At 68.5% G+C, this 26,992-nt stretch carries 22 protein-coding genes; 14 read left to right on the top strand and 8 right to left on the bottom strand.

Annotated elements, in window-relative coordinates; all coding sequences use genetic code 11:
• Positions 1-159: 159 nt before the first annotated feature.
• Together JTJ31_RS20055 and JTJ31_RS20050 are read left to right on the top strand one after the other, a co-directional pair.
• Positions 160-1,509: an LLM class flavin-dependent oxidoreductase gene (locus JTJ31_RS20055; protein ID WP_207540520.1), complete on the top strand. Its 1,350-nt coding sequence runs from the start codon at positions 160-162 to the stop codon at positions 1,507-1,509.
• A gap of 23 nt (positions 1,510-1,532) precedes the next feature.
• Entirely contained in the window at positions 1,533-2,336 is an 804-nt protein-coding gene (locus tag JTJ31_RS20050; RefSeq protein WP_207540519.1) for a MetQ/NlpA family ABC transporter substrate-binding protein, read from the top strand.
• A 41-nt stretch (positions 2,337-2,377) separates the two neighbouring features.
• Here JTJ31_RS20050 and JTJ31_RS20045 read toward each other — a convergent pair whose 3' ends face one another.
• On the bottom strand, positions 2,378-3,346 hold the full coding sequence (locus JTJ31_RS20045; RefSeq protein WP_207540518.1) for an aldo/keto reductase: 969 nt from the start codon (positions 3,344-3,346) through the stop codon (positions 2,378-2,380).
• 155 nt (positions 3,347-3,501) lie between these two features.
• On the opposite strand from JTJ31_RS20045, the gene JTJ31_RS20040 reads away from it, so the two are divergent.
• Both JTJ31_RS20040 and JTJ31_RS20035 read left to right on the top strand, forming a co-directional pair.
• Entirely contained in the window at positions 3,502-4,488 is a 987-nt protein-coding gene (locus JTJ31_RS20040) for a Bug family tripartite tricarboxylate transporter substrate binding protein (RefSeq protein WP_207540517.1), read from the top strand.
• Positions 4,488-5,444 (top strand): NAD(P)-dependent oxidoreductase, encoded by a 957-nt coding sequence (locus JTJ31_RS20035; protein WP_207540516.1) that lies wholly within the window; start codon positions 4,488-4,490, stop codon positions 5,442-5,444. The genes JTJ31_RS20040 and JTJ31_RS20035 overlap by 1 nt, the downstream gene beginning before the upstream one ends.
• 166 nt (positions 5,445-5,610) lie before the next feature.
• Here the strand turns inward: JTJ31_RS20035 and JTJ31_RS20030 are convergent, their stop codons facing one another.
• Entirely contained in the window at positions 5,611-7,092 is a 1,482-nt protein-coding gene (locus tag JTJ31_RS20030; RefSeq protein WP_207540515.1) for an MORN repeat-containing protein, read from the bottom strand.
• 30 nt (positions 7,093-7,122) lie between these two features.
• Here JTJ31_RS20030 and JTJ31_RS20025 point away from each other — a divergent pair, with 30 nt between their 5' ends.
• Positions 7,123-7,446, top strand: a complete 324-nt coding sequence (locus tag JTJ31_RS20025) for a hypothetical protein (protein WP_207540514.1) — start codon at positions 7,123-7,125, stop codon at positions 7,444-7,446.
• Positions 7,447-8,298: 852 nt separating this feature from the next.
• Here the strand turns inward: JTJ31_RS20025 and JTJ31_RS20020 are convergent.
• Both JTJ31_RS20020 and JTJ31_RS20015 read right to left on the bottom strand, forming a co-directional pair.
• Positions 8,299-8,748, bottom strand: coding sequence for a hypothetical protein (locus tag JTJ31_RS20020; RefSeq protein ID WP_207540513.1), 450 nt, complete (start codon positions 8,746-8,748; stop codon positions 8,299-8,301).
• A gap of 534 nt (positions 8,749-9,282) precedes the next feature.
• Positions 9,283-10,119: an SAM-dependent methyltransferase gene (locus JTJ31_RS20015; protein WP_207540512.1), complete on the bottom strand. Its 837-nt coding sequence runs from the start codon at positions 10,117-10,119 to the stop codon at positions 9,283-9,285.
• A gap of 1,012 nt (positions 10,120-11,131) precedes the next feature.
• On the opposite strand from JTJ31_RS20015, the gene JTJ31_RS20010 reads away from it, so the two are divergent.
• Positions 11,132-15,112 carry a DUF5801 repeats-in-toxin domain-containing protein gene (locus JTJ31_RS20010; RefSeq protein WP_207540511.1) on the top strand — a complete coding sequence of 1,327 codons (3,981 nt, stop codon included), beginning with the start codon at positions 11,132-11,134 and terminating at the stop codon, positions 15,110-15,112.
• A gap of 503 nt (positions 15,113-15,615) precedes the next feature.
• Here JTJ31_RS20010 and JTJ31_RS20005 read toward each other — a convergent pair.
• A complete protein-coding gene (locus tag JTJ31_RS20005; RefSeq protein ID WP_207540510.1) occupies positions 15,616-16,317 on the bottom strand; it encodes an SDR family NAD(P)-dependent oxidoreductase in 702 nt (233 codons plus the stop codon).
• A gap of 110 nt (positions 16,318-16,427) precedes the next feature.
• Here JTJ31_RS20005 and JTJ31_RS20000 point away from each other — a divergent pair, with 110 nt between their 5' ends.
• Genes JTJ31_RS20000 through JTJ31_RS19970 form a run of 7 tightly spaced genes read left to right on the top strand, consistent with a single transcriptional unit; the run spans position 16,428 to position 23,626 of the window.
• Positions 16,428-17,261: an IclR family transcriptional regulator gene (locus JTJ31_RS20000; protein ID WP_408015433.1), complete on the top strand. Its 834-nt coding sequence runs from the start codon at positions 16,428-16,430 to the stop codon at positions 17,259-17,261.
• On the top strand, positions 17,258-18,406 hold the full coding sequence (locus tag JTJ31_RS19995; protein ID WP_207540508.1) for a four-carbon acid sugar kinase family protein: 1,149 nt from the start codon (positions 17,258-17,260) through the stop codon (positions 18,404-18,406). Before JTJ31_RS20000 ends, JTJ31_RS19995 begins: the two co-directional genes overlap by 4 nt.
• A complete protein-coding gene (gene pdxA / locus JTJ31_RS19990) occupies positions 18,403-19,434 on the top strand; it encodes a 4-hydroxythreonine-4-phosphate dehydrogenase PdxA (RefSeq protein ID WP_328805783.1) in 1,032 nt (343 codons plus the stop codon). The genes JTJ31_RS19995 and pdxA overlap by 4 nt, the downstream gene beginning before the upstream one ends.
• The gene (locus JTJ31_RS19985) at positions 19,431-20,567 is read left to right on the top strand and encodes an iron-containing alcohol dehydrogenase (protein ID WP_207540507.1); all 1,137 of its coding nucleotides are present in this window, start codon (positions 19,431-19,433) and stop codon (positions 20,565-20,567) included. Before pdxA ends, JTJ31_RS19985 begins: the two co-directional genes overlap by 4 nt.
• The gene (locus JTJ31_RS19980; protein WP_207540506.1) at positions 20,567-21,739 is read left to right on the top strand and encodes a sialidase family protein; all 1,173 of its coding nucleotides are present in this window, start codon (positions 20,567-20,569) and stop codon (positions 21,737-21,739) included. Before JTJ31_RS19985 ends, JTJ31_RS19980 begins: the two co-directional genes overlap by 1 nt.
• Positions 21,736-22,632, top strand: a complete 897-nt coding sequence (locus JTJ31_RS19975) for a dihydrodipicolinate synthase family protein (protein WP_236020463.1) — start codon at positions 21,736-21,738, stop codon at positions 22,630-22,632. Before JTJ31_RS19980 ends, JTJ31_RS19975 begins: the two co-directional genes overlap by 4 nt.
• A 22-nt stretch (positions 22,633-22,654) precedes the next feature.
• Positions 22,655-23,626: a tripartite tricarboxylate transporter substrate binding protein gene (locus tag JTJ31_RS19970; RefSeq protein ID WP_207540504.1), complete on the top strand. Its 972-nt coding sequence runs from the start codon at positions 22,655-22,657 to the stop codon at positions 23,624-23,626.
• Between the two features lie 136 nt (positions 23,627-23,762).
• Here the strand turns inward: JTJ31_RS19970 and JTJ31_RS19965 are convergent, their stop codons facing one another.
• Positions 23,763-24,662 (bottom strand): EamA family transporter, encoded by a 900-nt coding sequence (locus JTJ31_RS19965; RefSeq protein ID WP_207540503.1) that lies wholly within the window; start codon positions 24,660-24,662, stop codon positions 23,763-23,765.
• 42 nt (positions 24,663-24,704) lie between these two features.
• On the bottom strand, positions 24,705-24,866 hold the full coding sequence (locus JTJ31_RS19960; protein WP_207540502.1) for a DUF1127 domain-containing protein: 162 nt from the start codon (positions 24,864-24,866) through the stop codon (positions 24,705-24,707).
• A 267-nt stretch (positions 24,867-25,133) separates the two neighbouring features.
• Between JTJ31_RS19960 and JTJ31_RS19955 the strand changes: the two genes are divergently transcribed.
• A complete protein-coding gene (locus JTJ31_RS19955) occupies positions 25,134-26,849 on the top strand; it encodes a winged helix-turn-helix domain-containing tetratricopeptide repeat protein (RefSeq protein WP_207540501.1) in 1,716 nt (571 codons plus the stop codon).
• Here the strand turns inward: JTJ31_RS19955 and JTJ31_RS19950 are convergent.
• Complete coding sequence (locus JTJ31_RS19950) at positions 26,806-26,958, bottom strand: hypothetical protein (RefSeq protein ID WP_207540500.1); 153 nt, start codon at positions 26,956-26,958, stop codon at positions 26,806-26,808. The genes JTJ31_RS19955 and JTJ31_RS19950 overlap by 44 nt on opposite strands.
• Between the last annotated feature and the right edge of the window lie 34 nt (positions 26,959-26,992).

Here is a 26,992-nt window from a genome sequence, read left to right as displayed (position 1 = left end):
TTGGGAATGCCGCGGATCACGCCGCTGCCGGTCCAAAGAAGAACTCGTGGAGTTCCTCCAGCGGGAGCATGCCGCCCATGCGGAACCGGTCCGCCTGTCGGGTAAGCACCCAGAGTAGCTTCCGCCGATGGTGATCCCAACAGAGGGCAAGGAAATTCCATGAGCCGACGCCAGTTGCATCTGGGCGCCTTCATGCGCCCCGTCACCATCCACACCGGGTCGTGGCGCTGGCCTAGGGCCTGGGCGGATGCCAATTTTTCCTTCCCGAAGCTGAAGGCGCTCGCGCAACGGCTGGAGGCGGCGAAGTTCGACGCCTTCTTCATGGCCGACCACCTTGCCCTACTAAACATGCCGATCGAAGCGCTGCGCCGCTCGCACACCGTCACCAGCTTCGACCCGCTGACGCTGCTGCCCGCGCTCGCCGCGGTGACGGAGCGCATCGGGCTGATCGCCACCGCCTCCACCACCTACAACGACCCCTATCATGTCGCGCGGAAATTCGCGTCGCTCGACCACATCTCCAACGGGCGCGCAGGCTGGAACCTGGTGACCACGGCCAATCCGGACGCGGCGCTGAATTTTGGCCATGACGCGCACATGGCGCATGGCGAGCGCTATAAGCGCGCCCGCGAGTTCTTCGACGTCGTCACGGGGCTTTGGGACAGCTTCGCCGATGATGCCTTCCTCCGTGACCAGGAGAGCGGGATCTTCTGGGATCCGTCGCGGATGCACGTGCTTGACCACGATGGTCCCGAGTTGCGCGTCCGCGGCCCGCTGAACGTGGCACGCCCGGTCCAAGGCTGGCCCGTCATCGTGCAGGCGGGCGCGAGCGAAGCAGGGCGGCAGATCGCCGCCGAGACGGCCGAGATGGTTTTCGCCGCGGGCGGGCCCATCGAGGATGCGAGATCCTTCTACGCCGACGTGAAGGGCCGCGCCGCCCGCGCGGGCCGCGATCCGGAGGGCATCAAGATCCTGCCCGGCTGCCTGGTCGTTGTCGGTGACACGGTGGTGGAAGCGCGGGCGAAGCGCGCGAAGCTCGACTCCCTGGTCCACTACGAAAGCGCGATCGGCTCGCTCTCCATCGCCCTGGGCGTGGATGCACGGCAGTTCGACCCAGACGGCCCATTACCTGAAATCCCGGAAACGGAAGCGAGCAAGTCGGGCCGTGAGCGCGCCATTAACATCGCGCGGCGCGAGGGGCTCACCGTGCGGCAACTGGCGCAGCGCCTAGGTGGTTATGCCGGCGCGGCAATGGTGGGCACCCCGGCGACAATCGCCGACGAGATGCAGCGCTGGCTGGAGGAGCGCGCGGCCGACGGCTTCAACGTGATGTTCCCTCATGTGCCTGGCGGTCTGGAGGAGTTCTGCGACCTGGTGGTGCCGGAATTGCAAAGGCGCGGCCTTTTCCGCACCGAGTATACCGGTACCACGTTGCGCGAACATTTGGGCCTCCCCCGCCCCGAGAACCGCTTCTTTCCCGTCCCGGACACGCAACGCCGCGCCGGATGACCCAGACACGGAGAACGATCCCAATGCTGCGACGCTCTGCGCTTCTTCTCCCCTCCCTGGCCTTCGCCTCGCCCCTCTTCGCGCAAGGCGCCGAGATCGGCACCGCCGCCCGCCCGCTACGCGTCGGCGTCACCCAGGGCGTGCACGCGCAGACCTTCGAGATGGTCGCCGAGGTGCTGCGCCGCGACGGCTTCCAAACCCGCGCCATCGAGTTCGGGGACTTCATCCAGCCCAACGCCGCGCTGGCCGCCGGCGATCTGGACGCCAATGCCTACCAGCACCTGCCCTTCCTGGAGGCGCAGCGCGCCCAGCGCGGCTACGACTTCGTACCAGTGGGCCGCACGGTCCTGACCCTGATGGGCGTGTTCTCCCGCCGTCACCGCAGCCTCGACGCGCTGCCGCAGGGGGCGCGCGTCGCCATTCCCAACGATCCCACCAATGGCGGCCGCGCCCTGCTCCTCCTTGCCGAGGGGGGCGTGCTGCGCCTGCGCCCCGGCCTCGACTTCCGCGCCACCGTCGCCGACATCGCCGAGAACCCGAGGCGCATCCGCATCGTGGAGCTGGAGGCGGCCTCCATCGTGCGGGCGCTGGAGGATGTGGATGCCGGCGCGGTCACCGGCAATTTCGCCGTGCCTGCCGGGCTCAACCCGCTGCGCGACGCCTTGGCGCGGGAAACCGAGCAGAGCGTCTACAGCGTGCTTGTCGTCGTGCGGCGGCGGGATGAGAACGCGCCCTGGGCACGGCGCCTCGCCGCCGGCTATGCCCATCCGGAGGTGCGCGAATTCGTGGAGAAGACCTTCGGCGGCGCCGTCATCTCCACCGCCTGATCACTCCGCACCAAGCGGCTGACCATGCACGCTTGCGCGGATCAAAGCGTCCGCAGCATGGCCAGAGCCTCATCCGGCAGCGGCCCGCGCGCGACGGCAGCCACCGCGTGGTCGAGTTCCGCAATGCTGGAGGTCCCGACAAGGATGGTGCTGATCTCGCGTGGCATGGAGGCGAAGCGCAGGGCGAGTTCCACGAGGTCCTTGGCAAATCCGGCCTCGACCAGAGGAAGGAAGCGTCGCGCGGCGGCGACGTCTGCGGCGTAGCTCGATCCGGAGGCGATGGGTGCCACGTCTGGCACACCCAGTGGGCTGCGCGCCTCGGACCCGCTCAGCGCGCCACCCGCCAGCACGCGGATGGCCATGACGCCGACATCCGCTGAGGCTGCGTGGGCAATCACGCCGCCGAGATCCGGCATGGCCGAGCCATGCTTCGGCGGTGTGATGCCGCTTGGGTTCAACAGGTTGTACGGCATCTGCGCGGTGGCAAAGCCGCCCTCGTCGAGCACGCGGCGCAGCGCAGGCGCGTCACCCAGGCCGGTGATGCCGAACCAGCCGCACTTGCCCTGCTCCCGCAGGCCTTCGAGCGCCGGCACGGCCTCGTTGAGGATGATGTCTGCCGTGAAGGCAGGTGCCTCGCCAGAGGTGGTGATGGGGTTGTGGAGCTGGAACACATCCACCCTCTCGCGCCCCAGGCGCTTCAGGCTCGCTTCCATGGAGGCGGCAATGGTGCCGGCTATATCGCTGCGCTGTGCCGGAAAGACCCGCACCTTGGTGCCGACCACCACCGTGGCGCCCAGCGCCTTCAACGCCCGGCCAAGATTCTGTTCCGAGACTCCGTCGCCATAGACCGACGCTGTGTCGAAATAGGTGATGCCCTGGTCAATGGCCCTGCCGATCGCGCGATCCTGCTCGGCCTGCGTGCCCTTGACCATCAGCCCGCCAATAGCGCCACACCCATAGCCAACGACCGAGACACTCAGCCCCGTCCGCCCCAAGCGCCGCTGGTCCATCTCGTCGTCTCCCTGCTCTTGCTCCAGGCCGATGCTGCACCGCGCACCCGCAGGCTACAACGGGCGGGGCGCTGGACCTGTCTTTGCTTGTCACGGGCAGCGGCGCGGTGCGAACGTCTTCCATCGGCCGCGGATGCCGAGTGGGAGCAACGTCCATGACGACTCGTCGCCTTCTTCTGGGGGCCAGCGCGGCGCCTATGCTTGCCAGCGTCCTTTCCCGCCCGGCCCTGGCCGCCTACCCCGATCGCCCCATCCGCTTGGTCGTGCCCTTCGCGGCGGGCGGCAACACCGACATCCTGGCCCGCATCGTCGCAGGTCCGATGTCGGAGCGGTTGGGACGCCCGCTCGCCATCGACAACCGCCTCGGCGCTGGCGGGAGCGTCGGCGCCGAGGCCGTAGCCCGCGCCACCCCAGATGGCTACACCCTGCTGTTCGGCGCAGGCGGGCCGCTCACGGCGAACCCGGTGCTGCAGCCCAACTTGTCCTATGACGTGCAGCGGGACTTCAGGCCGATTGGCCTAGTCGGCATCCTGCCGATGGTGTGTCAGGTGAGAGCGCGCCTGGGTGTCACGACCCTCGCACAGTTCATCGAGATCCTGCGTGCGCGCGAGGGACGGGTGACGGTTGCCACGCCGGGAAATGGGAGCGCGGCGCATCTTGCGCTGGAGCTTTTCATGGCCGGCGCCAATGTGCGCGCCACCCATGTGCCCTATCGCGGCGGGAGCGCCATGGTCCCGGATCTCATCAGCGGCACCGTGGATGCAGGCTTTGTTGAGCTTCCCTCGGCGCTGCCGCTGCACCGCGAGAACAAGGCCCCGATCATCGCGATCGCCACGCCCGAGCGCTCGCCGCACCTGCCTGGGGTTCAGACCTTCATCGAGGCCGGCCTGCCCGGCTACACCGCGGGCAGCTATGGCGGGCTGCTGGCCCCGGCAGGGACGCCACCCGAGATCGTCGCCACGCTCCACGCGGCACTCCAGGCCACTCTGGAGGAGGCCGCGGTGCAGTCGCGCATCGTGGAGGTCGGGGCCATACTAGGCAGCGCCGCACAACGTACGCCTGCGGGCTTCACGGCATTTCTCGAAGCCGAGCTCGCCAATGCACGGCGTGCGGCTGCGCTCGCAGGTCTGCGCCCCGCCTGATGCGCCTCGCCATTATCAACGACTACCACCACGTAGCGCGCGAGGCGGCCGACTGGTCGCGCCTGCCGGGCCTTGAGGTGTCCTTCCACGGGCGAGTCAGCGACGCCGAGGCCCCTGCACTGCTCGCGGATTGCGACATGGTCGTGACAAGCCGCGAGGAGACACGCTTTGACGCTGCGCTCCTGGAGAAGCTGCCACGGCTTCGTCTGCTCGTGACCCATGGCATGAACAACGCCGCGCTCGACCTGCCCGCCTTGGCCGCGCGGGGCGTGACGGTCTGCGGCACCAGCTATGGCTTCACGATGGCCACGGTGGAACTGGCCTGGGGTCTGATCCTCAGCCTTGTGAAACGCATCCCGGCCGAGGACCGCGCCATCCGGGAAGGCGGCTGGGGAGCGGCGCTGGGTGGCGGGCTGACCGGCAGGGTGCTTGGGCTGGTGGGGCTCGGGACGCTCGGGGGCGACATGGCCCGCCTTGGCCGTGCCTTCGGCATGGAGGTGATCGCCTGGAGCGAGAACCTGACCGAGGATCGCTGCACCGAAGTGGGCGCGCGCCATGTACAGCGTCACACGCTGTTCGCAGAGGCTGATATCGTCAGCATCCACACTCGCTACAGCAAGCGCACGCACGGACTTGTAGGGGCAGCCGAGCTGGGCGCAATGCGACGCCATGCTCTCCTCATCAATACCTCGCGCGGGCCCATCGTCGATGAAGCAGCGCTGGTGACAGCGCTGCGCGAGGGCCGGATCGGCGGAGCAGGGCTCGATGTGTACGACACGGAGCCCTTGCCTGTGAGCCACTCGCTGCGTGGCCTGCCGAACACGGTGCTGACGGCGCATGTGGGTGGACGTACGCGGGAGAATTTCCTGGTACGCTACCGGGATGCGCTGGAGACCGTGGAGGCCTTTCTGGCAGGGAGGCCGTTGCGAGTTCTGGCAGGACCGGGTTCTTCCTGAGACCCTCGGCCTGCGCCTGCCTGATCGCGTCGGAGTGCATCACGGCATCACGCCGAAGAATTTGTTCAATTGCTTCCGCGTCGAGGAAAGGGCGCATTCCGTTGCCAAGCGACTAGGCTGGTGTCGGCGGCTGGTAGCTTCCTGGACATCACCCCTCTTGGCGCGTTCAGCGCCCCACGGTGCGTGTCCCCTGGGGCGCGTAGATCGTGCCGCGAGCCAGCGCGTTGTTGCGGAATTCGCCTTCGTGCACTTCACGCACATTGCCCCGGTGAACAATCATCCGGCCGCTGACGAACCGGTCCTCCCGCCACTCGCCGGTCTGCTGCATCTCGTTGTTGCTCGAGTAGAGGGTCGCATTTCCGTGGACGCGGCCGTTGCGGAACTCGCCTTCGATCCGCTGGCCAGTGCTGAGGCGATAGGTTCCGCGGCCGTGTCGCCCACGCTGGAACTCGCCCTCATAGACATCCCCATTGGGGTGGCGCATGCGCCCTCGGCCCCATGGCTCACCGGTCCCGGTCAGCATGCCCTCGTAGCGCACCCCGTCCGCGCGCAGGATCCGGCCAGGCGCCCGCGATTCCGGAGGGCCGAACTGCCCGATGATCTGGTTCCCTTCCCTGTCGCGAAAATGCCCCTGCCCTAGGAACATCGAACCGACGGCAAAGCCCCGGTACCAGGCGCCGTTAGGCCAGCGCAGTTCGACCTCATCGGCAGATCCGACCCGCGGCCCAATCTGTCGGCGTCGGACCGCCGTGCCCCCGTCCTCCGCGGTGATGAGATAGCGGTCGAAAATGAGATCCACGGTGCCCCCACTGGGGGTTCGCCCGGAGGCCGGTTCGAGAAGCCAGAACAGCAGCTCGTCGGGAAGTCCATCCTGAGCCAGAAGGCGGCCGAGTTCCGAGTCTTCCCGGATGCCTCCGCGCGCACGGATCCGCGCCTTCCACGCCGCGAGTGCCATGCGGGTGACCTCGTCCAGCTCGCCGTTCAGTTGCATCCGCTCCGCCAGGGCGCGGTCGCCCGAGGCGAAGGCATCCTCGATGAGGGCCGCTTGCGCGGCGAGGCGTTCGTAGCGCGTGAGGCGATCCCAATTGCTCGCCGGCTGTGGCGCGGCCGGGCCAGAAATCGGGCGCCGCAGCGCGTCCACGGAGGTAAGCAGCCGCATCCGCTCGGCGGGGCCGGTGTAGTACAGGAAATTCCCTTCCCACGCCTGCGCGGCGATGACCTCCATGGCGATCTGATTGTTGGCGCGCTCCCTTTCGGCGGGAGCGGCTCTTTGAAGCCGTGCGCGGGCTGCGATCAGGCGCCGGGCCGCCAGGATGCTGATCGCCGTCTTCTGCAGCGGCGGCCTCAAGCCTCCGGTTTCCTGAGGCCGGTTGAAGACCAGCATGTGGAAATTGTCGGGCGCCGATTGAACGACGGTCACCATATCGGGACGGGCGCCCACCAGATCCTGCGCCGAGAAGCCGGCGTCACTCGGGTGCGTGTGGAAGGCGAACGAAATGGACGCGCCTCCACCCGTGCGGCCGGCAAGAACGACGCTGTGGGAGCTTCCACGCGACACGTCCCGCGCCACAAAGCCAAAAGGCGTGTGGTGCAAAAAGGCGCCGAACTCCACGCCTTCCTGCCTCATCCGCTGGAAGAGGGCCGACATCTCGCGGACCATGGATGGCGGGAGCGAGAGGTGGTCGGGCGGCTGAGTTCCACCGACCTGGATCACGGCGGCAAGATCGGAGAAGGCCGCTGCCGCTACGTCGAGATCACGACGCTCGACGCCTGCGATGGGCCGGATGGGCATGGCGGCCCGATTTGGCCGGAGGCTGCTATAGGACAGCGCGGCCGCCCATCCCGGCTCGGTGGCGGAGGTTTCCGCAGGCGGCACGCCGAAGACCAGGGGCCGCAGGTCGCGTACTGCGAGGCTTTCTCCCGAACGGGCGCCGGTGGTCAGGCCGACCACGGCGACGGTGCCATTCCCCATCGCAAGGACTGGCGCGCCTGGCAGCGCTGAGCTCTGTGCGAGGGCAGCAGGGCAGCGGATGGTGGCCAGGCTGCTGCCTCGCCATTCTGCGGCGCGCGGGCTCTGGGGTACACATCCGGTGACGAACCGCCAAGCCTCCTCGCGATCCTGGTGAGCGACCGCCAAGGCCTGCGCCCCGGCATGGCCTGCAAGGGTGAGCCAACCTCTCTCTCCGCTGGAACAGCGCTCCCCGCTCCGCTGGAGCGTCAACAGGACGAAGGGGGAGTCGCCGCTGATGAGGGCAAGCGGGGAATCCTTGTCGAGTTCCCCCTCGCGGATCACGCTGATGCTGCTCAGTTCGGCGAGGCCGTCAGCCGCGCCGAATTGCACGGAGAGAGTGAGCTGCTGCCCGGAAGGTCGCATGGCTGCGATGATCCGCTGCAAGCCGGCCCGCTCGACGAGCACGTGGCATTCGCTGACCAGGGTGGCCGCGGCCGGTGTGACATCCGCTGGAGCATCCGGTGGCGGCCTGATGGTGCCGATGGTGGCAGCGGCACGGCTCATCATCGCGAGGGTCGCAGCGTTGCCGGCCCCGGTTCGCGAGGCGGGGGCCGTTGCCCTCGGGGGTGGCTGGGCGACGGCCGCCGAACTGGCCACGCCTATGCCCGCGGCCAGCAGGAGGGCAGCCAAACAGCCTGAGGCGCTGCCCCACCCCTTTCGGTGCCCTGGGTCGTCCCGGCTGCTGCCTCCTTGCGAAGCCTGATCGCATCTCGGCACGCTTTCCCCTCCTCCTTCCATCGTGTCGCGGCTGTGCCCACTCGCCGCAGGGCTATGGGGAGGCGTTATACCAAAACGAGGTGGGGGTGCGGGAGGCAGCGATCCGGACAACGGCGAACCACCGCTTCAACCGCGCCGCGCCAGGAGGAGGGCCCCGGTGACACCCAAGGCCAGCGCCCCGAGCGGCGCTAACACAAAGAGCGTCATCAACCCGAAGCCGCCATCCCGATCGGGGATACCCGAGGCATCCCAGGCTGCCAGGGCAGCGACAAAGGTCAGCGGGCCGCCGATCACCGCGCCCGCCACGAAGCCGAGGGCGCCGCGCACAAGCCGGCTTCCTCCGGGCGCGCCCCAACGCCTTCGGGCCCCGACCACGCCAAGGCTGAGAGCGACGAGGACAACCACGGTCCACAGGATTACGTCCGAGGAAAGAAGCCGCGGGGGCAGCAGCGCTTCGCGTCCCGCCATATACAGCGCAAGGCCTACCGGCACGCCGACCGCCGTCCCGAGCACGAATCCAAGCCCCGCGTCGAACGCCCGCCGGACCCTGCTTAGACCTGCTGCCGCACTGGCCATCTTTGCTCCGGAACTGTCTGACAGACCCTAACCGGTTTGCGCCTCGTCGGAAGGGATTCCGTCCGTGGCCATCGGCTGGCGCCCGGCCCTGAGGCTTCGGATGGGCCGATGCGGATTTCCACCGAAAGTAAAAGCCCTCACGTTGCATGGATCTTTCGGCCGGAGTAGGCCCGGCCCCTTGGGAGCGAGGGGATGCCTCCCGGGCACGCTCGCCTCGGTCGCGCTTCATTTTAGAGCGCGGGTCACTGGGCTTTGTCAGTCAAAGAGGTTGGTTGTGAGACTTTTTGCGCGGCTCTGGAAAGCCTTGATTTCCCGGTCGGGCGCAACGGGACGCTATCGTCCTGAGCGTCGCTACATGCGGGGCAGTTCCTCGCCCACGGCAGGCGCAGACACGCGGGTCAGGGCTCGAAGACAGTAAGTCGCGGAAATCTGCTTCGGCACCAGCAGGCCGGGTGTGTCCCGGTCACGCCACGAGATCGGCATGCACGCCATTCCGGAGCAGATCTCCGATACCTCTGGAACAGCGGCGTTGCCTCAGGTTGGCTTGCGGAGCAGGGCCTCGATGATGGTCAGACGGCCCTCTTCCGCGCTCCGGGCAACGTTGATCTGAAACTCCGCGATCCGCTCGCCCATGAGGGTCTGCAGCCCGAGAGGCGGAAGGCCCTGCCCTTCCAGTCGCCGGCGGTTCTCGCGCAGATCCGGCAGGACTTCCTCGGTCTTGTCGCGAAACACGACCAATTCGAACCCGGCATCCAGGATCTCTTCACGCGTCTCGTCCGGCGACGCCAGGAAGCTCGTCAGTGGTCCCGCCGCCCAGGGAAGCGGGAAATGCGGATCACCGTTTGGCCCTGCCCCGTAGTTGGAGAAGGCAAACACCCCGCCGGGACGCAGCACCCGCAGCGCCTCAGCGTAGAAGCGTGGCTTGTCGGCGATGTTCATCGCCACGTTCTCGGAGTAGGCCCGGTCGAACTCGCCCTCGCCGAAAGGCAGGTCCGTTGCGATGCCCTCGATGATGAACACGCGGTCGGAGAGGCCGGTGGCTGCACTCAGCTCCACCGCGGTCCGGCAGCACTCTGGCGTCAGGTCGAGCGAAGTGACGCGGCAGCCGAAGCTCGCCGCGATCCAGCGCGCGGGCCCGCCGATGCCGCCCCCGATGTCGAGCAGGCGCTCACCGGCGCGCGGGTCCAGGAGCGCGGCCAGTTCCTCGGTCGCCTTCAGGCCGCGACCATGGAAGTGGTCGAGCGGGGCCAGCGCGTCGGGCGTGACCGGAATGTCCTCGCCCCAAGCGGCCCGGAGGGCGGCGAGGATCCGGGCCGCGATGCCCTCGCTTGCGTAGTGGTCCTGGATCTTGCTGCTGGCTGCTTCGCCCATGGCCGCTGCCTTTCCACGCTCGCCCACGAAAAGGGCGCGGGAGCCCCAGCGATCATAGAACGCTGCGAGATGCCGGCGTCGATCCGCTTTACACTTTGCCGGTACAGCGAGCAGTCGAGGATCAGCCGGCGCTAGGCGAGATGGGTTCGAAAAGGAATGGCGGCCACGGCGCATGCCGTCTCGCATCGCGGCGCGCCCACGGAACCTGCAAATCTGTTAGACACGAGGCCAACGCACTGATGGCACCACGTCAAGGGACGACGCCCACATCGAGGGATCATGCCATTCTGCGCCGCTGACCTTCAGGTCAGCCGGCAAGCCTCGCCCACACCCAGACACACGCCCCAGCCTAAACATGGCCTTTCATACACTTTCGTGTGGCGCAACTTTCTCGCTGAAGTTGTGCAAGAGGGAAAAGCTCGACCGCCGGCTACGTGAGGCACGCTTCCTCGTCCACGCCTTGTACAGGCGCCTCTCCCTGTTCGGCAAAATGGCAGCAGACCCTGCCCCAGCGGGCCCCACTACACCGGAGCGATCATCCACGTCGCTGAGACTCCGTCACGATTTTCGAGAATCGGTAATGAAAAACTTACCCATCTCCATGTAACCCTTCCCTCGAACCCACAACCAGCCCGATCAGCGACCTCATCCGGTTCAAGATAAACCCGAAATGCCAAGAGCATTCGGGCGATCGATGGAACAATCCCGCCAAAGCATCGCACAACAAAGGCTTGGGTTACCCTAATCCCCTTATAACGCTTCACAAATTCCATTCAGAATTCGCGGCTTATTTGCATGAGATCGCGCAAAGCCCCTCATGCAATTCACACAGTCCGGATCGAGCGAACGGCCTCCCAGCCTTGGGCATTGGGGCGGCGTCCCGCCCTGCTGTCGAGGCGACGGGAGACGAACGCTCGACCTTGCAAGGCCTTCCTTGAGCCACGGCTGAGGCCGGATGGCCCTGGGAGAATCGTGCGAGGGACAACCCTCGCGTGTGGAGGAGATGTAGGCCATGGCACTCGACATCACCATCACGGGCGATCTGCGCCTCGATCAGACTGCGGGCGTGCAGTCCGGCGGCGCCCCCGACAAGGACGACATCGCGCTCGCCGCCAACCTCGATGCGCTCCCCGATCCCTTCGAGCAGTTTCTGGAGGGCCTGACGGGGCTGACAACGAGCAACGCGGCCTTCGGGGGAGCAACCGAGGATCCGGGCGCGGGCTCCATGATCACCGTGACGGGGACCGGGGCCAATAACATCTTCTTCAGCCGAACCGATGGCTCGCTCTTCAACGGCCAGATCGCCACCTATAACGGGCAGAACCTGACGGTCGCCGGCAGCGCCGCTCCGATCTATCTCTACTCCTTCCTGGGCGGCGACATCCTGATCGGCTCGACCGAGTTGCCGGCCAACGTCGACATCACCAACCCCGCCAGCCTCGACGGCAGCCAGGTCGTCTTCGCCTACTACCTCGACGAGAACGCCACCCACACCGCCGCCGATGTCTGGGGCGTGACCTTCAAGCCGATGGAGCACTTCGTCGACGGCGCCACGGCTGCGGCGCATGACGACACGGTCGATCTCGGCGACTTCCTCAACGTCACCGCCACCGGCAGCGTCTCGTTCGACTTCGACAATCTCCGCTCCGGCAATTTCCTCTGGGTCGCGCTCGGCACCGAAAGTGCCGGGCTGCTGATGACCGGCCGTGACCTGAACGTCGAGAATGGCGGGGCGAAGGACGGCGAGATCGTCAAGGGCGGGTCCGATCCGAGCGACTCCGTCAACACCAGCCAGGGCGGGACCGGCGCGACGACGGGCATCAACAACCAGATGTATACGCCGGGCGATGTCGGCGTCATGACCTTCGTCAGCGGCCTCGTGCCCCTGCCGACCGGCACCTCGGGCGAGGCCTCGGGCATCAACATCAAGGATGTCGACTATTCCGGCTATCTCAACGTGACCACCGCCGGCGTCTTCGTCTCGCAGACCCAGGGCGGCGGCACGGCCAGCATGACGGTCGGCCTCTACGAGGCGGGCGGCGGCACGACGCCGGAGGAAGGCTTCGGCTACATTGGCGCGGAGGGCGGCAACAACGCCACGAGCGGCGCCTTCCAGGACGACACCGCGGTCGGCATGCAGACGGTGGTGGTCAAGTCCGGAAACACGACCCTCGGCACCTGGGTGGATGGCGCGGCCAGCGATGGCACCCTCCAGAACGGGGTCAGGGTCACGATCACCGGGAATGCGGCCAGCATCGTGGGCCTCAGCGCCAACATGGAGGTGTTTGTCACCGCGGTGAGCGGGGAGACCTTCAACCGGCTGCAGGTCAGCGCGAACACCGGCTCGACCCCCTTCGACATCGGCCGCATCGACCTGACGCAGGTGGTCGGCGACACCGCGAACCTGGGCGACAGCGTCTTCATCCATGATGACGGGCCCTCCATCACAGCGAGTGCGGCCAATGCGCCCACGCTGACCGTGGACGAGACGGTGCTGGCCACCAACGCGACCGGGTCCTTCGCTGCCAATTTTACCTCGGCCTTCGGCACCGACGGGCCAGGCAGTACATCGGTCTCCTACACACTCGCCACGGCCGGCGGCGCGTCGAACCTCACGGACACAGCCACCGGCCAGACCGTCGTCCTGGCCAAGGAGGGCGCGAACATCGTCGGCCGCGCTGGCGCGGGCGGCCCCGTGGTCTTTGTGGTCAGCGTCGACGCTTCGGGCGTGGTGACGCTGGACCAGCAGCGCGCCATCGTGCATCCCACGACCGACCCGGATGAGACGCTGAGCCTCAGCGGCACGAACCTGGTTCAGCTGACCGCGCGGGCCACCGACAAGGACGGCGACTTCGCCGACGCGACACTCGACATCACCACGCGCATGGCCTTCAAGGATGACGGGCCTTCGATCACAGCGAGTGCGACCAACGCGCCGACGCTGACCGTGGACGAGACCATCCTGGCCACCAACGCGACCGGCTCCTTTGCCGCCAATTTCACGCCCGCCTTCGGCGCCGACGGAGCCGGCAGCACGCCGGTCACCTACGCGCTGGGGACCCTGGGCGGGAACTCGGGCCTGACCGACACCGCCACCGGCCTGGCCGTCGTCCTGGCCAAGGAAGGCGCCACCATCGTCGGCCGCGCTGGCGCGGGCGGCCCCGTGGTCTTTGTGGTCAGCGTCGACGCTTCGGGCGTGGTGACGCTCGACCAACAGCGGGCCATCGTGCACCCCACGACCAATCCGGATGAGACCCGCAACCTCGCCAATGTCCTGAACCTCATCACCCTGAGCGCGACGGCGACCGACAAGGACACCGACTTCGCCACCGCGCCTCTCGACATCACCCAACGCCTCGCCTTCAAGGATGACGGGCCTTCGATCACCGCGAACGCGGCCAACGCGCCGACGCTGACGGTCGATGAAACCACGCTGGCCACCAACGCCACCGGCTCCTTCGCCGCCAACTTCACCCCCGTCTTCGGCGCAGACGGAGCCGGCAGCACACCGGTCTCCTACTCCCTTGCCACCGCCGGGGGTGCTTCGAACCTCACCGACACCGCCACCGGCCTGGCCGTCGTTCTGTCCAAGGAGGGAGCCAACATCGTCGGACGCGCCGGCGCAGGCGGACCAGAGGTCTTTGTGGTCAGCGTCGACGCCTCGGGCGTGGTCACGCTCGATCAGCGGCGGGCCGTCGTGCACCCCACGACCAATCCGGATGAGACCCTGAACCTCAGCGGCACGGGCCTGGTTCAGGTGGTCGCGAGAGCCACCGACAAGGATGCCGACTTTGCCGACGCAACGCTCGACATCACCACGCGCCTCGCCTTCAAGGATGACGGGCCTGCCCTTACCGTCAACAATGCGACCGGGACCTACGCCGCAGGTGCGCAGGGCACCTGGGATCACGCCCCCGGCGCCGATGCGTTCAAGTCCCTGAGCCTGACCCTGAACAGCTATGCGATCAACGACGGCAACCCCGCCACCAATGACACGGTCACGGTCAACACCTCGCTCGGCACCAAAACCACGACCGACGCGAACGGGAACTATGTCTTCACCGGCTCGATCACGGCCGACTTCACGCCCACTGACGGGGTGAGCAACCCGCAGACGGTCAACTTCACCCTGACCTTCGACCCGGATAATCCGGAGACCTACAACATCAGCCTGACGACGCCGCCCCCCACGATCACGCTCCGCGACACCTCGCAGGGCCAGCTCAAGGCCGGCGGCCCCGACGCGGTGCAGACGCTGCTCTTCGGCGGCAGCGAGGCGGGGGCTGACGACGTGGTGTTCTTCGGAGCAGTCGCGACCGCCCCGAAGTCCGGTGTGGCCGGCAACGCTCCGCCGAACGACCTCCTCGATCTGATCGGGTCCGGCGCCACGGACCTGACCGAGGGCCAGATCCAGGCCTTCCTTCCGCCTGCCTCGGCCACCAACCAGATCCCGACGCTCATCAACAGCGCCACGCAGATGAACGTGTCGACCTCCGGCATCGGCATCAACAACAACAATCTTGATGGCAACGGGACCGCGGGCATCCAGGCGGCCGACGAGAGCTTCGTGTTCAACCCCGAGGAGGTGGCGGCCGCGGTGACCGTCTACATCGACAACTCCGTCGGGGGCTATGATCCAGGCTCGGGAGAGCAGCTCTACTACACCGTCTACTTCACCGACGGGACCGTCTTGGCGAACCAGCTGGTCACGGCGGCCATGCTTGAGCCCGCCTTGGGCACCGATCCCACCGTTCCCAAGGTGGCGGTGGGCGGGAAGTTCTTCGAGATCGACGGCGGCGCCAAGGACATCGACGCGGTGCAGCTCACCATGGGCAACGGCACCGTGAAGGTTCCGGTGATCCAGTGGGCGATCGAGACGAACTTCGCCCCGGCGCCGCTGCAGATGAACCTGACCGCCACGCTGCTGGATGGCGACAACGACGTCGCCACGGACACGTTCTCGGTCAGCTTGGCCAACGCCTCGATCCTCTGACACAAATGGGCGAGCCCGCTCCACGGGGCGGGCTCGCCTTCCTCGGCTTCAGGGTCGAGTGGCACACCAGCACCGCACATGACTAGTTGCTGATCGAAGCCGTCGTCGGGAAGTTCGACATCGGCGGCTTCGGAACCTTCCAATCCCAGCCCTCCGCCGACCAGGTGCTCGCCTTCCCTTGGTACTGATGGCACCGGGAGTTCGGCAGCGGCCAAGTCGCGTTCCCGAGTATCGATCCATTCGCCTAACTGACGTCACGAGTGCCGGCCGGGCTGTTTCCGGCACGACTCAGGCGTCAGTGCCCGTAACGGCCAGTCAGCGGCCTTGCGTCGGCCGTTTTGGACGTGAGGCGGCCCTTCTTCCACGCCAAGTCTTCCTTTCAGAGGCAAGACTTAGCCGGACCCTCTCGCACCGCCCTAAACTCCAAGACGAAGACCATCGTCGCGACGTAGAATCGCGACGGTTCCACCGCAAAGTGTGCAGCCCATTCGAAGCGCCGGCCGTCAAAGGGACGCGCCACCACACACCAGGATCTGCTGGCCGGTGATCGCGCCCCCATAGGGACCAAGCAGAAAGGCGACGAGGGCCGCCACTTCCTCCGGCGCGATGTAGCGACCGATCGGCGGCAGCTTCGGGAGGTTCGCCGTCCTCGCGGGGTCGCGCAGCATCGGCGTGTCGGTCGCGGCGGGCGCTACGACATTCACCGTGATGCGGCGCGGCAGCAGCTCTGCGGCCCAGGAACGCGCGGCCGCGAAGAGCGCGGCTTTTCCCGCCGCGTACTGGCTGCGTCCGGCGGCACCGCCCGAAGCACGGCTGCCGAGCAGCACGATCCTCCCGCCCTCGGCCATCGCGGGCACCAAGCGGTTGGCCATCTGGAAGGTCGCTTCGACGTGCAGGCGCCACAGGGAAGCGCCGACCTCCGTCTCCAGCGCGCCGAGTGCAGCAGCGCGCATCAGCCCGGCCGCGTGGACGAAGGCGAAGGAGGTGAGGCCGTCCAGCGCCGCGTCGGTCTCGGCAGGATCCATCAGGTCCACGGCGCGGTGCTCATAGCCGTCGGGCGCTTCGGGGAGGGGCGTGCGGCTCAGCCCCGTCACCCGCCATCCCTCGCGCAGCAGGTGCAGCGCCACCGCCGCCCCGATGCCTGAACTGCTTCCAGTGACGACGGCATGAGGCCGGGCGGCAGGGTCTGGGCTTGCTGGCGTCATGTGGCGTTCTCCCGGGGTGTGCGATTGCGCTTGACAGGCACCCCAGCCGAGACCTACCAAATCACCGTGAAGCGAACAAGAGTTCGCATTCCGATCAAAATGAAGTGGAGGTGCGGTTGGGCGGCGCGGTTGGGGACAACCCGAAGAACCAAGTGCAATCGGTGGCGAAGGCCTTCGCCGTGCTGCGCGCCTTCGGTCCCGACTTGCCGGAACTCACCGTCGCCGAAGTCGCCACCCGCGCCAGCCTCGACCGCGGCACGGCCTTCCGCCTGATCCATACCCTCGTCGGGCTCGGCTACCTGCAGCCCGCCTCCGCCCCGCGGCGCTTCCGCCTCGCGCTGCAATGCCTGGAGCTCGGGCATGCCGCATTGGCTGCCAATGACCTGAGCCGCCACGCCCAGCCCCTCCTCCGCGACCTCGTGCCGTCGGTCGCGGATGCCGGCTCGCTCGGCGTGCTGGAGGGCGGTGAGGTAGCCTACCTTGCCCGTGTCGAAGGCGGCCCCAGCTTCGAGCGCCACGGCGTCATCCGGCGGCCGGGAACGCGCGTCGGCGCATACGCCACGGCTCTGGGTCAGGCGATCCTCGCCTTCCTCCCACGCGAGGAGCAGGTGGCGCGGCTGGAGGCGGTGCCGCGCGTGAAGCTGTCCGAGCGCACGCTAACGGATCTGGGGGAGTTGCTGACCCGGCTCGAGGAGGTGCGGGAGCGCGGCTTTGCTTTGTCGGAGGGCGAGAACGCTTATGGCCTCTGCACCGTCGCCGCGCCGGTCTTCGGCGATGGGGGAGCACCGGTCGCGGGGGTCAGCCTGACGATCCGTGGCGGGCGCTTGCCGGTTTCCGAGTTCGCCGCCTTCGCCGCGCCGCGAGCCTGCGCGGTAGCAGAAGAGTTGGGCCGTGCCATCCGCCTTTCCCAGGGCGCGATCGGCACCGGCGGGACGGCCGCGTGACGCGGGTCGCTGTCCTGCCCGGCGTCTTGGCGACGCAGCCGAAGGGCCGGCCGGTGCTGCGCCTCCTCGCTGATGATCTAACCGGTGCGCTGGACACCGCTGCGGAGCTGTCGGCCCTATGCGGCCCGGTCCCCATCCGCTGGGACATTGGCGAGGCCGGGCGCGGTAGCGCGGCCTTCGCGAGCCTCACGCGGGAGGCGCCACGGGCCGAGGCCGCCGCACATCGCGCCGCTTCCATGGCGCCCGCCCTCGCCGGAGCGGACATCGCCTTCAAGAAGCTCGACAGCCTCCTGCGCGGCCACGTCGCCGCGGAACTCGCGGCGTTGTGGCGCACAGGGGCTTGGCGGAACTGCGTCCTTGCCCCGGCCTTCCCAGCGCAGCGGCGCATCGCGCGTAGTGGGCGCGTCTGGGCAGGCACGCCCGGCGGGGATTGGGCGCCGGTGACCATGCCGGACTGGACAGCTGCGGGGCTGGAGCTTCGCGCCGGCTCGCCGGACGAGCCACTCCCGGAAGGGATTACTTGGTTCGACGCCGAGGACGAGGCGGAGATGGCCCGCATCGCCGCCAGAGGCCGCGCGGCTGCGGGGCCGGTGCTGTGGTGTGGCAGCGGCGGCCTCGCTCGCGCCCTCGCCGGGGACCAGACCGTCCGCGCCGACCTGTTGCTCGAGGCACCCGTGCTCGGCCTGTTCGGATCGGACCAAGCCGCGACCTTCCGCCAGCTTGCGGCCTGTGATCACGCTTGGCTGCGCCTCGGAAAAGGAGAGGACGCCTCCCGCCTGCGCCACGCACTGGAGGCAAAGGGAGTGGCGTTGACCAGCCTCGACCTGCCGTCCGGTCTCGACCGCGACGCGGCGTCGCGCGCCATCGCCGGCGGCTTCGCTGCCATCCTGCGCGACCTGCCTCGCCCGGGAACGCTGCTCGTGGCGGGCGGCGAGACGCTGCTCGCCATTGCTGAAGCCCTGGGCGCTCACGGGCTGGTGGCCACCGGGGCGGTCGCGCCGGGCGTGCCGCGTTCGCGCCTCCAGGGTGGGGCGTGGGACGGCCTCACCGTCATCTCCAAATCCGGCGCCTTCGGGGGTGACGCGCTGTGGCGCGACCTCCTGGCCGCCAATGATCTCCTGCTGCGCGGAACCGAGGACACGTGACGCAACTCGCCATCACCATGGGCGATCCCGCCGGGATCGGTCCCGAGATCATCGTCAAAGCCTGTCGCGCCCTCGCCCCGCGCATTGACGCGGGGGAGCTGCGCCTCCTGGTCATCGGCCACGCGACGGCGCTGGAGCAGGCGCGCGCCGCCTTCGCGCCGGGCATCGCCATCCCGCGCGCGGAAGCGGATGGCGAATGGCCCGCCCTTGCGGTCCTATCCGCCGGCGAGGAGCGGGAGGTAATCGCACCCGGAGCGCTCTCGCGCGAGGGCGGGCGCTTCGCCTACCTCGCCATCGAGCGCGCCGTGCGCCTCGCGCAGGCCGGCCGCGTCGCCGGGCTCGTGACGGCGCCGCTGAACAAGGAGGCGCTGAACGCCGCCGGCCACCACTACGCCGGCCACACGGAGATGCTCGCCGCGCTCACCGGCATGAAGGGCAGCGTCATGATGCTCGCCCACGGCAATATGCGCGTGAGCCACGTCACCACCCATGTCGCGCTGGAAGACGTGCCGAAGCGCGTGACGCCCGAGCGCATCCGCCTCGTCCTCGACCTCACTCATGACGCACTGCGGCGCCTCGGCATCGCGCGACCGCATATCGCAGTCGCGGCGCTGAACCCGCATGCGGGAGAAGGCGGCCTCTTCGGGCGGCAGGATGACGAGGTAGTCGCCCCCGCCATCGCGCGCGCCGTGGCGGACGGGATGCGCGTCACGGGACCCGTGCCGGGCGATACAGTCTTCGTGAAGCTGCGCGCGGGCCAGTTCGACGCCGTGGTCGCCATGTATCACGACCAGGGGCACATCCCCGTGAAGCTCCTCGGCTTCCATGTGAATCCGGAAACGGGGAAATGGGACGCGCTGTCCGGCGTGAACGTCACGCTCGGGCTGCCCGTCATCCGCACCTCCGTGGACCACGGCACCGCCTTCGACATCGCCGGCAAGGGCATCGCGAGCGAGCGCAGCCTCGTCGAGGCCATCGAATACGCGGAGCAACTGGCGGCGAGCCGCGACGCAGCGATTCCCGCATGACCGCCGATCTGCTCCGCCCCATCGAGATCGCCCGCCCCGCCTCCCTGGAGTTTGGCGCCGGCCTCGCAGGCCGCGTCGGCGAGTGGGCTTTCTCGCGCGGCGTGGCCCGCACCCTCCTCGTCACCGGGCGCAGCGGCGCGGCCCGGGTGGATGCGCTCGGCCTGCCCGGAAGCGTGGAAGTCTTCGCAGAGGCGAAGCCCGAGCCGGACATCCCCAACCTCCAGGCGGCGCTCGCGCGGGCCGAGAGCTTCCGGCCCAACCTCGTGGTAGGCTTCGGCGGCGGCAGCGCGATGGACCTCGCCAAACTTGTCGCCGTGCTACTGGGAAGCGGGCAGACCATCCGCGATGTGGTAGGGCCGGAAAAGGTGACAGGGCCCCGCCGCGTCCTTCTCGCCCAGGTGCCGACGACCTCGGGCACGGGCAGCGAGGCGGGGACGCGCGCCCTCGTCACTGATCCGGCGACGCAGAAGAAGCTCGCGGTGCAGAGCCACCACATGATGGCGGATCTCGCCGTGGTAGACCCTGACCTGACGATTTCCGTGCCGCCGGACGTCACCGCCGCGACGGGGGTGGACGCGCTGGCCCATTGCGTCGAGGCCTTCACCAGCCGCAAGGCGCACCCGCTCATCGACCTCTACGTGCAGGATGGCATTCGGCTTGTCGGGCGCTACCTGCCGCGCGCCCTGCGCGACGGCGGAGACCGGAAGGCACGGGCCGGGTTGGCGCTGGCCTCGCTCTACGGCGGCTACGGGTTGGGCCCGGTGAACACCACGGCGGGGCACGCCGTCGCCTACCCGCTCGGCACGCGCCACCATCTGCCGCACGGCCTCGCCTGCGCGCTGATCTTCCCACACACGCTGGCTTTCAATGCGCCCGCCGCGCCGGAGAAGACGGCGGAGGTCCTGGAGGCGCTCGGTGCCGCCCCCTCCGCCGACGAGGGCGCGGTGCTGAAGGGCAGCCTGGATTTCTGCACCCGCCTCGGGATCGAGATGCGGCTCTCCGTCCATGGGGTGCCGCGCGACGACCTCCCCGTCATGGCGCGCGAGGCGCACGCCATTCGCCGCCTGCTCGACAACAATCCGCGCGACCTCCCCGAGGCGCGCATCCTCCAGATGTACGAGGACGCATTCTGATGAGCGACGTGATCGAGAAGCCCGCCGAACTGTCGCCTGTCCCAGGCGACCCGGCGCGCCGGGAATGCTTCATCCCCACGCCCTGCGTGCAGAACCACGCGAGCTTCATCGCCCCCCTGCCCGGCGGCGACCTGGGCTGTGTGTGGTTCGGCGGGACGCAGGAGGGAATCCCGGACATCTCTGTCCACTTCTCCCGCCTTCCCGCAGGTGAGACACGCTGGACCCAGGCGGAGCGGCTGTCGGACGACCCCACCCGGTCGGAGCAGAACCCGCTGCTCTTCACCACGCCATCCGGCACGCTATGGCTGCTCTGGACGGCGCAGCGCGGCGGCAACCAGGACACGGCGCTGATCCGCCGCCGCATCTCCGAAGATGGCGGTCGCTCCTGGGGGCCGATCGAAACGCTGATTCCGGAGAAGCCGGGTTTCGGTACCTTCATCCGCTCACCTATCGTGGTGAATACGCGCGGCGAGTGGCTTCTGCCGATCTGGCGCTGCACCAAGCCACCCGCCGGCGCCTGGACCGGCGACCTCGACACCTCCTCGGTGCTGATCTCGGCTGACGAGGGAAAGAGTTGGCGCGAGGTGGAGGTGCCGGGCAGCACCGGTTGCGTGCACATGTCGATCGTGCGGCAGGGTACCCGGCTCATCGCCTTCTACCGCAGCCGCTGGGCCGACCATGTCTATCGCAGCGTGTCGGAGGATGAGGGACATAGCTGGAGCGCGCCGGAGCCGACGGTGCTGCCCAACAACAACAGCTCCGTCATGGCGATCGCCCTGGCCAGCGGCGCCATCGCCCTCTGCTACAACGAGAGCAGCGCGGCCGATGCGACAGGGCGCCGCCTCTCCCTCTACGACGACATCGGCGGCGAGGAGGAGCCGGCCGCCGCGCCGGCCGCGGGCCGCGCTGCCTTCTGGGGCGCACCACGCGCGCCACTGACGCTGGCCCTGTCTGAGGATGGCGGCCTTACCTGGCCGCATCGACGCAACTTGGAGGTCGGCGATGGCTACTGCATGACCAACAACTCGAAGGACCGGCTGAACCGTGAGTTCTCCTACCCTTCGCTGTGCCAGGCCGCCGACGGCACGCTGGAGGTCGCCTATACCTACTGGCGGCAGGCCATCAAGCATGTCCGCGTCACGGAGGAATGGATCCGGAGCGGCGCGCAATGAGCGACGCCTTGCACCCGCGCGGCGTCTTCTGCGCCGCCCTCACCCCGCTCGATGCCGGGCTGATGCCCGACCATGCACGCTTCGCTGCGCATAGCCGGCGCCTTATCGACGAGGGCTGCGACGGTATCGCTCTGCTCGGCACCACGGGCGAGGCGAACAGCTTCTCGGCCGATGAGCGCAAAGGCCTGCTGGAGGCGGCGCTCGCCGGCGGCGTGGCGCCCAACCGGCTGTTGCCCGGTACCGGCGTCGCGGCGTTGACGGAAACGGTGGCCTTGACACGGCACGCGCTGTCCTGCGGCGTCACGACGGTCGTGATGCTGCCGCCCTTCTACTACAAGGGCGTGAGCGAGGACGGGCTCTTCGCCTCCTATGCCGAGGTGGTGGAGCGCATCGGCGACGAACGGCTTCGCGTCGTGCTCTACCACATCCCGCAGATGTCGGCGCTGCCCCTGCCCTTTGCACTGATCGCGCGGCTCCGCGACCGGTTTCCCGGCACCTTCACCGGCATCAAGGACTCCGCCGGCGACTTCGCGCACATGCAGGCGCTGGTGAAGGAGTTCCCGGGCCTCGCCGTGCTGGCCGGAGCCGACCCGCTGATGCTGCCGTTGCTTCGCGAGGGTGGCGCTGGCTGCATCACCGCCACCTCCAATCTGGTTGCTGCCGACCTCGCCTTCGTCTTTCGGCACTTCGCCGACCCGGCGAGGCAGGCGGAGGTGGAGGCGGCGCAGGGCCGGATCGTGGCCGCGCGCAACCGGGCCTCACGCTTCGCACAGATGCCATCGCTCAAGGCGCTGCTTGCCGAGAAGCTGGGGGATTCCGGCTGGAACCGCCTGCGCCCGCCGCTGCTGCCGCTGAGTGAGGCGGAACGCGCCGAACTGCTCGCCAGTGCCTGATGAACGAACCGAGGAGGAAGCCATGATGAGACGCCGTCACGCCCTCGCCGCCCTGCCGGCGGCCCTGCTCGCCGCCCCCGCGCTGGCCCAGGCCGAATGGCCGCGCGCGCGCCCACTCCGTGTTGTCTGCCCCTGGCCGCCCGGGGCCGCGAACGACATGCTGGCGCGTCTTACCGCGGCACGGCTTCAGGAGAAGCTCGGTGCGACCGCCGTGGTGGAGAACCGCACGGGTGGCGCGGGCTTGGTCGGCACTCGCGAGGTGCTGGGTGCGGCGCCGGACGGCTACACGCTGCTCGCCTCTGCCTTCAACACGGCGGTGATGCCGCTCGTCCTGCGCAACGCGAATTTCGATCCGCAAACCGACCTCGAAGTCTGCGCGCGGACGGCACAGGCTCCGCTCGTCATGGCGATCACCGGAAGCCGTCCGCAGCGGACGCTGACCGAAGTGATCGAGGCCGCCAAGGCCCGGCCCCGGGATTGGTCCATTGCCATCACCTCGATCGGCGCGGCAAGCCACCTTGCCACCATCGAACTGAACCGCCGCACCGGTGCCAATCTCGAGATGGTTGCCTATCGCGGCACCCAGCCGGCGCTGCAGGATTTGATGGCGGGCAACGCCCACTTGCTGATCGATCCTTCCTTCAACCTGCTGCCCCACGCAGGGACCGGGCGCATTCGCATCCTCGGCATCGCCTCGCGCGAGCGCTCGCCGCTGGCACCGAATGTGCCGACCATGGCGGAGGCAGGGCTGCCTGGATACGAGTTCCAATCCTGGTACGGGGTCTGGGCGCCGAAGGGCACGCCGAGGGAGATCGTGAGCCGCGTGAACGAACTCATGATCGAGACGATGCGCGACCCGGCCGTCATTCAGCGCCTCACCCAGCAGGTGCTGGAGCCTGTGACGGAGTCGATTGCGGAGACGCGGCGCTTCATTGCAGCCGAGATCTCGCGTGCCGCCGAGTTGTTGCAGAGCGTGAACTACCAGCCTGAGTAGGAGAGCGCCGGCGTTCTCGATGGAGAGTATCTGATTCGGGGAAGGGCGCTGAGCGACACTGTGGGCTCTTGGAACGCTGACAATCTGCTCGTCGCCCTGAAGGGCCCTCGCCTCTCATCAAGGCAGCCGCGCGCTGTTAGGCACGCAGCCGCATCATGCATCGTGGGCACGCCATCAGTGCGATCCCGAGCCCGGTGGCGACGATCGACATGGCTGCCGCGGCGGTCGGCACCTCACCAAGCAGCGCGAAGCCGCCGATACACGCTGCACCAGGAGTCAGGCTTCCGAAGGCGGCAGCCTTGGAGGCGCCGAGCCGCTGGACCGCCGTAGCGAAGGCGACCGGCGCCAGGACACCCGAGGCCATGCCCTGGAAGCCGATCTGCAGAGCGATCACATCCCACGAAGCCGCAATCAGGCCCGGCTCCATGACGAAAGCATAAGGGGGCCCAAGGGCCAGCATGGAGCCCGCGCTGACGAAGGACGCCGCTTCCCAGGGGCCAAGCCCGCTCCGCCGCAGCGCGATCGTGTATCCGGCCGCAAGAGCCGCCGCAGCCAGCAGCAGGGCATAGCCTTCCCCACGGTTATCGGCGCCCACGCTGAGGGATGGCAGGATGACCGCCGCGACCGAGGCGCCGATGATCGCCAGCCCGACCAGGCCGGCCGTGCTGATCCGCTCGCCCAGAAGCCGGGAGAACACCGCAACGCAGATCGGCATCGCGCCCGGCAGCAGAGCGCCCGCCTCGGCCGCCCCCGCGATGCCGAGGCCGCTGCCCGCGACGATCACGAAGGGTGCCCCGCCACCGAGCAGCATCAGCGCCAGAAGATGGAGCGGGACCTGTCGCAGCCTCGGCCAGGCGCGGCGCAGCACCGGAAGCAGCAGCAATGCAGGCCCTGCGAAGCGCAGCATCGCAATGTCCGCGGGAGAGAGCGGCGTGTCGCCGGAGACGCCGAAGCGCGTCACGGCAAGCGCGCCGCCCCAAATCGCGGCCGCGACCAGCCCGGCGGCGATGCCGGGCACCGATGGCGAGGTGAGCATGGGTGCAGTCTCCGGATAGGGCGGCGGCTGGGCGTTAGCGCCTCAGCCCCGCCACCAGGGTTTGGCGGCTTCCGCCTCGGCGACCGCCTGGCTGAGGCCGATGTCCTTCAGCAGTCGGGCATCCATCTCCAGCAGCAAGCGCCGGCCCCGCGCGCGCTCGTGCATCCGAACAAGCCCGTCAATCAGGTAACCGATGGTCGTCATGGCACATCCTCCAATCCTTGTTGGTCCGCGGCGATGTGCCGCGGCAGGACGGTTATGCGGGATGGCGCATCCCCGCGCTTGAAGCCGGGCTGATGGAAGCCTGGAGATTTCCTCCGGTTTTCCCTGGTTCGCGTGACCTGGCCCACAGAAGTCTTGAGCCGCCGGCCGCGGCGGATAATACTCCGGCCCGACGTGTTACAAGCCTCACCGCGCGCGGTGGCTGGAACCGCGACCACCGCGCCTGCCTCTCGAATGAGGAGGACGGGGATGCGCCTCGGCTTTGCCGGATACGAGATGGATCTGCGCCGCCAGGAGCTGCGGTGCGCAGGCGACCGCGTGCATGTCGAGCCGCAGGTCTTCGACCTCCTGCTGCACCTGGTGCGCAACCGCGACCGCGTCGTGAGCAAGGACGAGTTGCTCGACGTCGTCTGGAACGGTCGCATCGTGTCCGAGGCCGCACTCAGCAGCCGCATCAACGCCGCGCGCAAGGCGATTGGCGACGACGGCGAGCGCCAGGCGCTGATCAAGACCATGCACAAGCGCGGCTTCCGGTTCATGGGAGAGGTGGCGGAGATTGCGGCCGAGGACGCGCCCGAAACGCCCGCCGCAGCGCCGCAACAGCCCGCGCCGGCCGAGACATCGAGCCGTCCCTCGGTGGTCGTGCTACCCTTCACCAATCTCAGCGCCGAGCCCGACACCGATTATTTCAGCTATGGACTGACGGAAGACGTGATCCGCCTGCTTGCGCGGCACCGGTGGATGGACGTGATGAGCCGCCACACGGCCGCTGCCTTTCGCGGCAGGGAGGTGGATGCGCGCGAGATCGGCGCCGCCTTCGGCGTGCGTTACATGGTTCACGGCAGCGTCTACAAGCACGGGGACCGCGTGCGGCTCGGCGCCGACCTCGTCTCCTGCGAGAGCGGGCGGCATCTTTGGTCCGAGAGCTATGATTTCCCGCTCGCCGATGTGCTCGATGTCCAACGCGCCATGGCCGAGCAGATCGCCGCGGCCATCGAACCCGAGATGGCGCGGCTGGAGCGCGACGCCGCAGTGCGCCGCCCTCCGGTGAGCCTCGGGGCGTGGGACTGCTACCAGCGCGGTCTGTTCCACCTCTGGGGCTTCACGAAACCGGGCCTCACGGAGGCGGAGGCAATGTTCCGCCGCGCCATCGAGCTTGATCCCGGATTTGCCCGCGCTCATGGCGGCCTCGCCTATGTGCTGCTGCAGGAGACGGTGGTGGGCGATCGCGAGGTGCGAGCCGCGCGGCTTGAGGAGGCGCTCCGGGCGAGCCGTAGTGCCGTTAAGCTTGATGGGCAGGACTGCATGAATCTCTGCGTCCTCGGCCGGGTGTACGCCTTCCATCATGACTACGACGAGGCGATCGCGTTGCTGGAGGAAGCGGTGGCGCTGAACCCGAGCTTTGCCCAGGCGCATTTCGCCCTCGGCTCCACCAAGGTTTGGAGCGGCCGCGCCCGCGAGGGCATCGCCCATGTCGAGCGTGCGACGCAACTCAGCCCGCGCGATCCCCACCTGTCGAGCTTCTATGCCACCCGTGCCTTCGCGCATATCAGCCTCGACGAGCTGCCGGAGGCGGTGGAGAGCGCGCGGCGCGCGACGCGCGTGCCAAACGCCAAGGCATGGCCGCATATGATGCTGGTCTCGGCACTCGGGCTGATGGGGCGGGACGAGGAGGCGCGCCGCGCACTCGATGGGCTGCTGGCGAAGGAGCCAGGCTACACGCTGGCCCAGGCGGAGGCGGATACGTTCTTCTGCGCGGACCAGTCCCTGGTGGCGCGCTGCCTGGACGGGCTGCGGCGGGGGGGGCGCCCCCGCGAGGGGCCCCCCCCCCCCCGGGCCGCGGCCGGCGGGTGGCGGGCGCCGGGCCGGGGGGGCGGCGGGGGGCCCTCCGGCAAGGCCCCCCCCCCGCCGCAGTGCCGGCTCAAGGAGGGAGGTAAAGTGCGGCGAGATCGCCGAGCCAGGTGAGCGGCGCGCGCTTCACCTTGCGCTCGGTCATCGACTTGTCGAGGGTATAGGCCCATTGCGGGCCGGCCCAGCGGGCATGCACGATCTTCTCATCAGTGAAGTCGGTCATCGTCAGCCTCCTCGCTCCTTCAGACATGTCCAAT

The sequence above is a fragment of the Sabulicella rubraurantiaca genome (genome assembly GCF_017355885.1).
In the GTDB taxonomy this organism is placed as follows: domain Bacteria; phylum Pseudomonadota; class Alphaproteobacteria; order Acetobacterales; family Acetobacteraceae; genus Roseococcus; species Roseococcus rubraurantiacus.
Note: the sequence above shows the minus strand (reverse complement) of the source record. Positions and strands in the feature narration are given on the sequence as shown.